The organism is Bradyrhizobium sp. 134 (genome assembly GCF_023074155.1).
Lineage (GTDB): Bacteria > Pseudomonadota > Alphaproteobacteria > Rhizobiales > Xanthobacteraceae > Bradyrhizobium.
This window is the reverse complement of the sequence record NZ_JADPKX010000045.1, coordinates 140,954-152,131: the sequence shown is the minus strand read 5'-3', so window position 1 is coordinate 152,131 and position 11,178 is coordinate 140,954. Positions and strand designations below refer to the sequence as shown.

Sequence of the window (11,178 nt, the reverse complement as noted above, 5' to 3'; positions counted from 1 at the left end):
GCGCCCGCTATGAGCGCGCTTCGGCCGGATTTGCCGCGGCGGAGTCCTTGGCCGGTCTCCGCAAAGTCTTGACCAGGACCGCAATCAGCGGCACCAGCACGGGCACGATCGTGCCGAGCGGATGGTGCACGGCCCCCGACACCTGGGCCTGGAATGTGCGTGCCTCGAGCTGAAGTGCTTCGATGGATGCGCAGTGAATCTCGTTGGCGAGTTCGATGTCGCGGCCTGCAGGAGGCCGGCCGGCAATCACAAAGAGAATTGTGGCGATGGCAAAATTGACGGCGCCGAGGATGGCCGCCGCGCCAATGGCACTCCAGATCTGCACCAGTGCGAAATAGGCGGACAGCTCCAGCATCAGGAGCCCGAACGCGGCGATCAGCGCCGCAAAGGCGCGCAGGCCTAGGCCGATCAGAAGGTGGCGCAGCCTGATGTCCGCGATGATCCTGTCGGTACGCCAGAGCACACGCAGATGTTTGACGACATTTTCGGTGTTCACCTAGTGCCTCCGCAGCATAAAGCCGACGACCACGCCGAGCGCGAAGGCCGAGGCCAATGATGTGATCGGGCGGTCCGCAATGAGGCCCTGAAGCTGCTGCTGCTCCTCGTCGACGGTCTCGCCGAGCTCGGCGAGCGCGGCCCTGATCTGATCGGCAAGCGCCTCCGCGCGGTCTTTCGAACTGTCGAACATCTCCTCGCCGGCCGTGCTCAGCAAGCGTGTGACGTCAAGCTTCAGCGTGCGCAGTTCTTCGCTCATCCTGTCGCTGTCGAACATGGATCTGATTTCCCCGTTAATGGAAACAAACCTAGGACTCACCGGCCCGACCGGGCTTGATTTGCGTCAAGAAGGCAGACGCGTCGTGGTCTTGAGACAGGTCAAACCGGCTGCCACATGCTGGCCTAGAATGACCGGCTGAATGGGGACCCGGTTGTCCCGATGAGGTGGAAGCGTGAACTCCGAACCGCTGTTGCTGGCAACCTCCGGCGAAGAGCTGAAATTGTGCCCGGAAGGGCCGTGGATTGCCGCGAACGTGTCGATGCTGGAGACATTGTCCCGGTCGGTCGGGGCTGATGTCGATCAATCCAGAGCCGTGACCCTGGACATGTCGGGCGTCAGCGCGCTCGACACGCTCGGCGCCTGGGTCCTGGAAAAGCTGTCGCGCAGGGCTTCATCATCCGGCAGGTCGGCCGAGTTTATCGGTGTCGCCGACCATTTCAGTGGCCTGATGGACGAGGTGCGCCAGGTCAACCGCCACACCCCGCCGCCGGCGCCTGCACCCAACCCTGTTCTGCTCAGGCTGAACGATCTCGGCAAGTCCACGGTCGGCGCGCGCGAAGACATCACGATCTTTCTTCAAATGCTGGGTGCGCTGTTCATGGCCCTGATCGGCGTGCTGCGCCGGCCGCGCTCGCTGCGACTGACATCGCTGATCTACCAGCTCTACCGCATCGGCTGGCAGGCCATCCCCATCGTCGTGCTGATCACCTTCCTGATCGGCGCCATCATCGCCCAGCAGGGATTTTTCCATTTCCGCAGGTTCGGCGCGGAGTCCTACACCGTCGACATGGTCGGCATCCTGGTGCTGCGCGAGCTCGGCGTGCTGATCGTCGCCATCATGGTCGCCGGCCGCTCGGGAAGCGCCTACACCGCCGAGCTCGGCTCGATGAAGATGCGCGAGGAGGTCGACGCGCTGTCGACCATGGGCCTCGATCCCGTCCACGTCCTGATCCTGCCGCGGGTTGCGGCCCTGGTGATTGCGCTGCCGATCCTTGCTTTCATCGGATCGATCGCCGCACTCTATGGCGGCGGCCTGGTCGCGCAGTTCTATGGCGGCATGGCGCCGGCGATCTACATCGCGCGGCTGCACGAGGCGATCTCGGTCACCCATTTCGAGGTGGGCATCCTGAAGGCGCCGTTCATGGCGCTGGTGATCGGAGTAGTCGCCTGCAGCGAGGGCTTGCGCGTGAAGGGCAGCGCCGAGTCGCTGGGACGACAGACCACGACGTCGGTGGTCAAGTCGATCTTCCTGGTGATCGTGCTCGACGGCCTGTTCGCGATCTTCTTCGCCTCGATCGGAATGTGATCATGGAAGAATCGCAAGAGCAGTTCGCGATCCGCGTCCGCGACCTCGTGGTCGGCTTCGGCCGGCAGACCGTGCTCGATCATCTGTCCCTCGACGTGCGCCGGGGTGAGATCCTCGGGCTCGTGGGGGCGTCCGGTGGTGGCAAGTCGGTGCTGATGCGAACCATCATCGGCCTCATCCCGCGCCAAGGCGGGACCATCGAGGTTACGGGACGGCCGATCGGCGGCCGTACCGAAGGCGCCGCCACGACATGGGGCATCCTGTTCCAGCAGGGCGCGCTGTTCTCCTCGCTGACGGTCCGGCAGAACATCCAGTTTCCGCTCCGTGAAAATCTCGTCCTGTCGCAGGAGCTGATGGACGAGATCGCGATCGCCAAGCTCGAAATGGTCGGGCTGCGGGCGCAGGACGCCGATAAATATCCGGCGGAGCTGTCCGGTGGCATGACCAAGCGAGTCGCGCTGGCGCGCGCGCTCGCGCTCGATCCGCCGATCCTGTTCCTGGACGAGCCGACATCAGGTCTCGATCCGATCGCTGCGGGCGATTTCGACGCGCTGATCGGGACCCTGCAAAAGACCCTCGGCCTCACCGTGTTCATGGTCACCCATGATCTGGCGAGCCTCACCACGGTCTGTGATCGCGTCGCCGCTCTCGCCGACGGCAAGATCGTGGCGATCGGTCCGATGCGCGAACTGCTGCAATCCGAGCATCCCTGGGTGCGGGCCTATTTCCACGGCAAGCGCTCGCAGATGCTGCAACACGAGATGAGATGAGACATGGAAACCCGCGCTCCCTACGTGCTGATCGGCAGTTTCGTCCTGGCTGCGATTCTCGCGGTGTTCGGCTTCGTCTATTGGCTGAACAACACCGGCGGCATCGGGCCGCGCACGAGCTATCACGTGCAATTCCAGGGCCCGGTGCCCGGTCTTCTGGTCGGCGCCGGTGTGCTGTTCAACGGCATCCGCGTCGGCGAGGTCACCCAGCTCGGGCTTGCGCCGGACAATCCACGCTTCGTCAATGCGACGATATCGGTTGCTTCAACCACGCCTGTGCGCGCCGACAGCAGGGTCGGGCTCGATTTCCAAGGGCTGACCGGCGTGCCGGTGGTGACCCTTGAGGGAGGCATCATCGTCGCCAAATCCGGCGAGCCCCCGACCCTGATTGCCGAGGCGGGTGCGGGCCAGAGCATGACGCAGGCCGCGCGGGATGCACTGCGGCGGGTCGACACCGTGCTGGAGGACAATTCGGGCCCGCTGAAGGACACCATCGCCAATCTCAAGACCTTCTCGGACGGGCTTGCGCGCAACACCGGCAAGATTGACGGCATTTTGGCGGGCCTGGAGAAAATGACTGGCGGCGGAACGCCGGCGCAGAAAGTCACCTATGACCTGCGCACGCCGCAGAACCTCGGTCCTGCGACCAAGACGCTCGCGGCGTCACTGGCCATTCCCGAGCCGACGGCGGTCGCCATGCTCCAGACCCAGCGCATGCTGTTCGCGCCCGGCGGGGATAATCCGGGCTTTGCGGACTTCCTCTGGGCCGACAGCATTCCGAAGCTGGTGCAGGCGCGGCTGATCGACAGTTTTGAGAACTACGACATCGCCCATGCGCCGTTGCGCACGGCCGATCTCGGGCAGGCGGACTATCAGCTGCTGATCGACATCAGGCGCTTCCGCATTGCCACCGAGGGAGAGACACGGGTCGAGATCGTCCTGTCGGCCCGGATCGTCGACAAGAACGGCAAGGTGGTCGCCTCGCGTCTCATCGAGACCAGCGAAAAGCTCGACAAGGTTGAACCGGCCGCGGCGGTCGCAGCGTTCGATACGGCCTTCACGCGCATCGCGAAGGAGCTGATCGGCTGGACGGTGCAAGCGGTATGAGGGCGGCTATTCCAGGGTCTTGAGGTAGGACAGGAGATCGTGAATCTGGTCCGGACTGAGCTCGAAGGCCGGCATGTCGGCGTGGCCGGTGTTGATGCCCTCGGCCAGCGCCTCCCCAAGGCTCTCGATCGGATAGCGCTGGTGCAGGGCTCGCAGCGGCGGCGCGATCTTGAGCGGACTGTTCGACGCACGGTCGATCGCGTGGCAACGGGCGCAATTGGCGCGCGCAAAGGCCTTGCCGCGTTGTTCGGCGGTCGGGGCCGCCAGGGCACGCGTCATCAGAAGCAACCCGACCAACCCGTGACGCAGCGTGCCTTGCAGCATGTAAAGTGACCCCGTTTAAGTCCGGGAGAAGAATAGGGCGGGGATTCCCTTCAAAATTGATCTGGGTCAACCGGCTTTGGCGCAGTGCAGTAAAATGCATCCGCGCGACGGGGTGGGCCTGATGGGCAGCCGGCGCTTGGAGCGGTCGATGAAGCCCGTAGTCACGATTGAGCCGAACTGGCAGCTCTGCAGCGATTGCGCCGTCCGCTCATCAGCGGTTTGTTCGTCGCTGGACGCCGTCGAGCTTCGGGAATTCGAGCATCTCGGCCGGCGCGTCCATTTTTCCTCGGGCGAGACTGTGTTCTCCGAGGAGGACATCACGACCTCGTTCTACAATCTCTTCGAGGGCGTCATGCGGCTGTACAAGCTGCTGCCCGACGGCCGCCGGCAGATCGTGGGCTTTGCCTTGCCCGGCGATTTCCTGGGGATGAATATTTCGGGCAGGCACAATTTTTCGGCCGATGCGATCGGCGCGGTGACCGTGTGCCAGTTCGCGAAGGCACCCTTCGGCCGTTTCATCGAGGACCGGCTGCACCTCCTCAGGCGGATCAACGAGCTGGCGATTCGCGAGCTGAACCAGGCCCGGGACCACATGGTCCTGCTCGGCCGCCGTTCGGCGGACGAAAAGGTTGCGGCCTTTCTGCTCGGCTGGCGCGAGCGGCTGGTTTCGCTGAAGGCGGCGTCGGACACGGTTCCGCTTCCGATGAGCCGCCAGGACATCGCCGATTACCTCGGCCTGACCATCGAGACCGTCAGCCGCACGTTCACCAAGCTGGAGCGCCACGGCGTGATCGAGATCATTCATGGCGGGATCAGCCTGCTCGATCCGGCGAAGGTCGAGGCCTTGGCCGCAGCCTGATTCCGACGCAGCGCGGCTCGATTTTGATCGGGATCAATGCATTCGGCCGCGTGCCCCGAATAATGCCTGAAACCACAGGGGAGGGCATCATGCCGGCTGACGCGTTGCTTATGAGCATCATTGTCGTAGCAATCTTTGTCACATTCGCCGGGGCACTGGCCTGGGCAGACCGGCAAACCAGTGCAGGCCCGCTCAAATCGGACGCCAAGCGTCGAAGCTCCTGAGATCACGGTCGCATTTGCGCCCGCGGCGCGGGCTATGCCGCGCGAGTGCGGGAGGGTTGGCAGCGCCTCAACGCAAGGCGGCGTGCGGCGCCTGCAACTCTGCATCGCCTAGGACGCATTGGCTCATCCTTCGGCTGCCGGCTTCACGCCTGACCGCGGCATTTTCGCCGCGTTTGCCTCAAATAGGGAGCATGCTTTCCGGTTGAAAAACTGGGCTACACTGACTACGCAGGGACCCCAGTGCCTCGCAGTCTTAGGAGCCCAGTGGCGTGCCTCAGGACAAGACCGGCGACGACCCCCGACAAGCGGCGGGAAATAAATTATCGGTCCTGCGCAAGCACCCGATCTTTGCGGATCTGGGGCCGGAGGCGCTGGATCAGCTCTGCCGTTACGCCAAGCACACCACGGTGAAGCGCGGCGCGACGATCGCCGCCAAGGGCGATCCCGGCAACAACCTGTTTGCGGTGATCACGGGAACGGTGAAGATCTCCTCTTCGTCGCCCGATGGCCGTAACGCCATTCTCAATCTGATCGGTCCCGGCGAGATCTTCGGCGAAATCGCGGTGCTCGACGGCGCCCCCAGGTCGGCCGATGCGACCGCCAACACCAATTGCGAGCTCTACATCATCGATCGCCGGGACTTCCTGCCGTTCGTGAAGAGCCAACCGGCGCTCGCAATGAAATTCATCGAGCTGCTCTGCGCGCGCCTGCGCTGGACCAGCCAGCAGGTCGAGCAGGTGATCCTGCAAAATCTGCCGGGCCGGCTTGCGAGCGCGCTGCTGGGGCTCACCGAAGAGCGCAAGTTCGACTCCGGCAGCGGCACGCTCGTCATCACGCAGCAGGAGATCAGCGAGATGGTGGGGATGACGCGCGAGAGCATCAACAAGCAATTGCGCGCCTGGGCGGGCCGCAACTGGGTTCGCCTCGAGCACGGCGCCATCGTCGTGCTCGATATGGATGCCTTGCGCGAACTCGCCGAGAGCGGGCTCGACAGCTAGCTGTCGATGATCGCGACGGCGCGGGTCCAGCCTGCGGAGGCCCGCTCGATCTTCACCGGAAAGCACGAGACGGTGAACCCGGTCGAAGGCAGCTGGTCGAGATTGTGCAGCTTCTCGAGATGGCAATAGCCGATGTGCCGCCCCGCCTTGTGGCCCTCCCAGATCAGGCCGGCGTCTTTCGTTTCGGCGTATTTCTTCGCGGTATGGACGAACGGCGCGTCCCAGCTCCAGCCGTCGGTGCCGGTCAGCCGCACGCCGCGCTCGAGCAGATACATGGTGGCCTCATAGCCCATGCCGCAGCCCGAGCTGACATAATCGGCTTGGCCGAACCTGGCGCCGGCGCCGGTGTTGACGACGACGATCTCCAGCGGCGACAGCGCATGCCCGATCCGCCTCAACTCCTTCTCGACGTCGTCGGCGCTCGCCACGTAGCCGTCGGGGAGATGACGGAAGTCGAGCTTCACGCCGGGCTGAAAGCACCATTCCAGCGGCACCTCGTCGATCGTCCATGACCGCTCGCCGCGATTCATGGTTGGATGGAAGTGCCAGGGCGCATCCAGATGCGTGCCGTTATGGGTCGACAGCGAGACCTGCTCGACCGCCCAGCCCTGGCCGTCCGGCAGGTCCTGCGCCGTGAGGCCCTCGAAGAACTGCAGCATCCGCGGCAGACCCTGCTGGTGATCGATGTACTGGATTGCCGGGTGATTGCCCGGCGGATCGGCCGTCACGTCGTTTCTGAGCGGCACGGAGATGTCGATCAGCTTCCGCGGCATGGGCATTCCTCGGGATGGTCGTTTTGTTTCGCAGCATCTTGAGGGGGCCGCACCGGCGTCGTCAAGCAACGCCCATGAACGCTTCCCGCGCCGGACGACCAGATGATTTCGGAAAAACTGGACGATGGGCCGGTTGTCTGCCCAAAGCCGGCTTGATCCATCGATGCAACTCTAGCATTGATCGATGCCGGATTTAGCTTGGACAGAGAATGCCGCGCGCCCTAGGGACGACAATGGCGCTTGACTTCACACCGGAAGTGGAGCGACCCAAGGCGGCCCGCAGCTCTGCCCAACGACATAATCAACTCAGGAGGAAGCTCAGATGAAGATACTTACCGGCGTCATCGCAGCCGCTCTGCTGGCGGTCTCAGCCCCCTTGGCGACCGCACGCGATTTCCGTTCCGCCGACATCCATCCCGCCGATTATCCGACCGTCGAGGCCGTCAAGTTCATGGGCAAGCAGCTCGCAGCGGCGAGCGGCGGCAAGCTCGGCGTGAAGGTGTTCCCCAACGGTGCGCTGGGCTCCGAGAAGGACACCATCGAGCAGCTCAAGATCGGCGCACTCGACATGATGCGGATCAACGCATCGCCCTTGAACAACTTCGTGCCGGAAACGATCGCGTTGTGCCTGCCCTTCATCTTCCGGGACACGCAGCACATGCGTACCGTTCTTGACGGGCCGATCGGCGACGAGATCCTGGCGGCCATGGCGCCCGCAGGCCTGATCGGCCTCGCCTATTACGACAGCGGCGCCCGGTCCATCTACACCGTCAAGGCACCGATCAAGTCGCTCGCGGACGTCAAGGGTCTGAAAATTCGCGTCCAGCAATCCGATCTGTGGGTCGGCATGATCCAGAGCCTCGGGGCCAATCCGACGCCGATGCCCTACGGCGAGGTCTATACCGCTCTCAAGACCGGTCTGGTGGACGCTGCCGAGAACAACTGGCCGTCTTACGAGTCCTCGCGCCATTTCGAGGCCGCCAAGTTCTACAACGTCACCGAGCACTCCCTGGCGCCCGAAGTTCTCGTGATGTCGAAGACGGTCTGGGACACGCTGAGCAAGGAGGACCAGGCGATGGTCCGCAAGGCGGCGAAGGAATCGGTTCCCGTCATGCGCAAGCTCTGGGACGAGCGTGAGCAGGCGTCCCGCAAGACCGTCGAAGCGGCCGGTGTTCAGGTCGTGACGATCGCCAACAAGGCGGAATTCGTCGACGCGATGAAGCCGGTGTACGACAAGTTCGCCGGTGACGAGAAGCTGAAGGGCCTCGTCAAGCGTATCCAGGACACGAAGTAAGACCATAGCGTCGGTCCGGCGCGCCGACTGGCGACGCCGGACCGACGCGTTGGAGGCGCGCAAGGAGACTTGCAAGGAGACTTGGATGACAGACCCTCACGTCGCAGACCACGAACTGGACGTAGCCGGACGCCCGTCCACCGGTTTGCTGTCCCGGATCAATGCTCCCGTCGCTCGGCTAGGGATGTATCTGTCGGTGACCGGACTGCTCGTCATCGTCACCATCGTCTTCTACCAGGTGTTCGGACGCTACGTGCTCAATTCCAGCCCGACCTGGACGGAGAACCTTGCGTTGGTTCTGATCCTGTATGTCACGTTGATCGGCGCCGCGGTCGGCGTGCGCGATGCCGGACATATCGGCATGGATAGTTTGCTGGTGATGCTGCCGGATCATGCGCGGGAGAAGATCGAGCTTGTGATCCACGTCCTGGTGGCCGGGTTCGGCGTCGCGATGGCCTATAACGGCTGGATCCTCGGAGCCTCGGTCGGAACGGTGAAGATCCCCAATCTCGGCCTGCCCGAAGTCATCCGCTACGTGCCGCTGATCGCCTCCGGCGTCCTGATCGTCTCCTTTTCAATCGAGCACATCATCGCTCTCCTGCGCGGCGAAGAGGTCGTCCCCTCATGGAACTGATCATTCTCGGCGCCAGTTTCTTCGGCTTCCTCGTCCTCGGCGTCCCCGTCGCCTTCGCGATCGGCCTCTCGGCGATTTGCACCATCCTCTACGAAGGCCTCCCGGTCGCGGTCATCTTCCAGCAGATGATGTCGGGGATGAACATCTTCTCCTTCCTCGCCATCCCGTTCTTCGTCTTCAGCGGTGAGCTGATGCTGCATGGCGGCGTCGCCGACAAGATCGTGCAGCTCGCCAAGAATCTCGTCGGACACATCCGCGGCGGGCTCGGCATGTCGAACGTGGTCGCCTGCACGCTGTTCGGCGGCGTGTCCGGCTCGCCCGTGGCCGACGTGTCGGCGATGGGGGCGGTGATGATCCCCATGATGAAGAAGGAAGGTTTCGACACCGACTATGCCGTCAACGTCACGACCCATGCTTCGCTGGTCGGAGCACTGATGCCGACCAGTCACAACATGATCATCTATGCGCTCGCCGCCGGCGGTAAGGTCTCGATCGGAGCGCTGATCGCCGCCGGCCTGCTGCCGGCGCTGGTGCTGATGGTGTGCATGCTGGTCGCCGCTTACGCGGTCGCGGTGAAGCGCGGCTATCCGGCCGGCAAGTTCCCGGGCTGGCCCGCGGTTTTCCGTTCGTTCGCGGCCGCTCTGCCCGGCCTTCTGATCGTCGGCATCATCCTCTCAGGCATCCTGTCGGGCGTGTTCACGGCGACCGAATCCGCGGCCGTCGCGGTCACCTACACGATCCTGCTGACGTTCTTCATTTACCGCACCATGACCTTGCCGAACTTCCTGCGCGCGGCGGCCAAGGCGGTGAAGACCACGGGGGTGGTGCTGCTGCTGATCGGCGTCTCCACCATGTTCCAGTATTTGATGGGGCTTTACGAGGTGGCCGACTTCGCCGGCGAGATGATGAGCAGGGTCTCGACCCAGCCCTGGGTCATCTTCCTGCTCATCAACGTCATTCTGTTCGTGCTGGGCACGTTCATGGACATGGCCGCGACCATCCTGATCTGCACGCCCATCTTCCTGCCGATCGCGATGAAGGCGGGCATGGATCCGGTGCAGTTCGGCATGCTGATGCTGATCAACTGCGCGCTCGGGCTGAACACCCCGCCGGTCGGGACGACGCAGTTCGTGGGCTGCGCCATCGGCGGCATCTCGGTGGGCGCGGTGATGCGCACTATCCTGCCGTTCTACGCCGCCCTGATCGCAGCTCTGATGTTCGTGACCTACGTCCCCGCCTTCTCGCTGTGGCTGCCCCGTCTGCTGATGGGCTACAAGGGCTAGCAGCAACGAAGGGAGAATCTATCCGTGACTGACTATCGCAAGCTCTTCGATCTCACCGGCAAGACGGCCGTGGTGCTGGGCGCCGCCTCCGGAATCGGCAAGTCGTCGGCCGAGGCGCTGGCCGGGCTCGGCGCCCGTGTCGTCTGCGCCGATCGTGCGCTTGAAGGCGCTGAAGCAACCGCCGCTGGCATTCGTGAGAAGGGCGGCTGGGCCGAGGCGGCTGCGTGTGACGCGGCGAGCGCTGCGGACGTCAATGCACTGGCGAAGACCGTGATGCAGAAATTTTCGCGGCTCGACATCGCGGTGACGACGCCCGGGCTCAACATCCGCAAGACCATCCTCGACTACACCGAGGAGGATCTCGACCGCGTCCTCAACCTCAACATCAAGGGCACGGTCTGGTTCTTCCAGGCCTTCGGCCGCATCATGGTCGAGCAGAAGGGCGGCAGCATCATTGCCTGCTCCTCGGTGCGGGCGGTGACTATCGAGCCGGGCCTTGGCGTCTACGGCTCGACCAAGGCCGCCATCGGCCTGCTGGTGAAGGGCTTTGCTTCGGAGGTTGGACGCTCCGGCGTGCGCGTCAACGCGATCGCGCCGAGCATCGCCGAGACCGCGCTGACCGGCCCGTTCAAGCAGCGTCCGGACATCTACAATCTCTATGCCGGCCATACCGTGTTCAACCGCTGGAGCAGCGCCGACGAGGTCGCGACAGCCGTCGCCTATCTCGCCTCGGACGCCGCGAGCTATGTCAGCGGCAGCACATTGTTTGTCGATGGTGGCTGGACCGCCGTCGACGGTCCGCCGACCGGTCTCACCCAGTTGCACACATAG

Annotated in this window: 13 protein-coding genes; 9 read left to right on the top strand and 4 right to left on the bottom strand. The window is 63.9% G+C overall.

The features are described 5' to 3' along the window. Window positions 1-7: 7 nt before the first annotated feature. The gene (locus IVA75_RS15610) at window positions 8-496 is read right to left on the bottom strand and encodes a phage holin family protein (RefSeq protein ID WP_247290384.1); all 489 of its coding nucleotides are present in this window, start codon (window positions 494-496) and stop codon (window positions 8-10) included. After that, on the bottom strand, window positions 497-772 hold the full coding sequence (locus tag IVA75_RS15605) for a hypothetical protein (protein WP_027566706.1): 276 nt from the start codon (window positions 770-772) through the stop codon (window positions 497-499). A gap of 175 nt (window positions 773-947) precedes the next feature. Here IVA75_RS15605 and IVA75_RS15600 point away from each other — a divergent pair, with 175 nt between their 5' ends. From IVA75_RS15600 to IVA75_RS15590, 3 genes are read left to right on the top strand one after another with little or no spacing between them, the layout of a single operon-like run. After that, complete coding sequence (locus IVA75_RS15600) at window positions 948-2,081, top strand: ABC transporter permease (protein ID WP_247290382.1); 1,134 nt, start codon at window positions 948-950, stop codon at window positions 2,079-2,081. Between the two features lie 2 nt (window positions 2,082-2,083). Next, window positions 2,084-2,851: an ABC transporter ATP-binding protein gene (locus IVA75_RS15595; protein WP_247290380.1), complete on the top strand. Its 768-nt coding sequence runs from the start codon at window positions 2,084-2,086 to the stop codon at window positions 2,849-2,851. A 3-nt stretch (window positions 2,852-2,854) separates the two neighbouring features. Continuing rightward, the gene (locus IVA75_RS15590) at window positions 2,855-3,958 is read left to right on the top strand and encodes an ABC-type transport auxiliary lipoprotein family protein (RefSeq protein ID WP_247290378.1); all 1,104 of its coding nucleotides are present in this window, start codon (window positions 2,855-2,857) and stop codon (window positions 3,956-3,958) included. 6 nt (window positions 3,959-3,964) lie between these two features. On the opposite strand, the gene IVA75_RS15585 is transcribed toward IVA75_RS15590, so the two are convergent. Then, window positions 3,965-4,282: a cytochrome c gene (locus tag IVA75_RS15585; RefSeq protein WP_247290376.1), complete on the bottom strand. Its 318-nt coding sequence runs from the start codon at window positions 4,280-4,282 to the stop codon at window positions 3,965-3,967. A 148-nt stretch (window positions 4,283-4,430) separates the two neighbouring features. Here IVA75_RS15585 and IVA75_RS15580 point away from each other — a divergent pair, with 148 nt between their 5' ends. Both IVA75_RS15580 and IVA75_RS15575 read left to right on the top strand, forming a co-directional pair. Then, a complete protein-coding gene (locus IVA75_RS15580; RefSeq protein ID WP_247290374.1) occupies window positions 4,431-5,141 on the top strand; it encodes a helix-turn-helix domain-containing protein in 711 nt (236 codons plus the stop codon). Between the two features lie 493 nt (window positions 5,142-5,634). Next, on the top strand, window positions 5,635-6,363 hold the full coding sequence (locus IVA75_RS15575) for a Crp/Fnr family transcriptional regulator (protein WP_027566711.1): 729 nt from the start codon (window positions 5,635-5,637) through the stop codon (window positions 6,361-6,363). On the opposite strand, the gene IVA75_RS15570 is transcribed toward IVA75_RS15575, so the two are convergent. Then, window positions 6,360-7,136: a cyclase family protein gene (locus IVA75_RS15570; protein WP_247290372.1), complete on the bottom strand. Its 777-nt coding sequence runs from the start codon at window positions 7,134-7,136 to the stop codon at window positions 6,360-6,362. The genes IVA75_RS15575 and IVA75_RS15570 overlap by 4 nt on opposite strands. A 322-nt stretch (window positions 7,137-7,458) precedes the next feature. Between IVA75_RS15570 and IVA75_RS15565 the strand changes: the two genes are divergently transcribed. The 4 genes from IVA75_RS15565 to IVA75_RS15550 all read left to right on the top strand — a co-directional run bounded on the left by IVA75_RS15565 (window position 7,459) and on the right by IVA75_RS15550 (window position 11,178). Continuing rightward, window positions 7,459-8,430: a TRAP transporter substrate-binding protein gene (locus IVA75_RS15565; RefSeq protein ID WP_027566713.1), complete on the top strand. Its 972-nt coding sequence runs from the start codon at window positions 7,459-7,461 to the stop codon at window positions 8,428-8,430. Between the two features lie 85 nt (window positions 8,431-8,515). Continuing rightward, entirely contained in the window at window positions 8,516-9,064 is a 549-nt protein-coding gene (locus IVA75_RS15560; protein ID WP_027566714.1) for a TRAP transporter small permease, read from the top strand. After that, entirely contained in the window at window positions 9,055-10,347 is a 1,293-nt protein-coding gene (locus IVA75_RS15555; RefSeq protein ID WP_247290369.1) for a TRAP transporter large permease, read from the top strand. The genes IVA75_RS15560 and IVA75_RS15555 overlap by 10 nt, the downstream gene beginning before the upstream one ends. A gap of 24 nt (window positions 10,348-10,371) precedes the next feature. Continuing rightward, entirely contained in the window at window positions 10,372-11,178 is an 807-nt protein-coding gene (locus IVA75_RS15550; RefSeq protein ID WP_247290367.1) for an SDR family oxidoreductase, read from the top strand.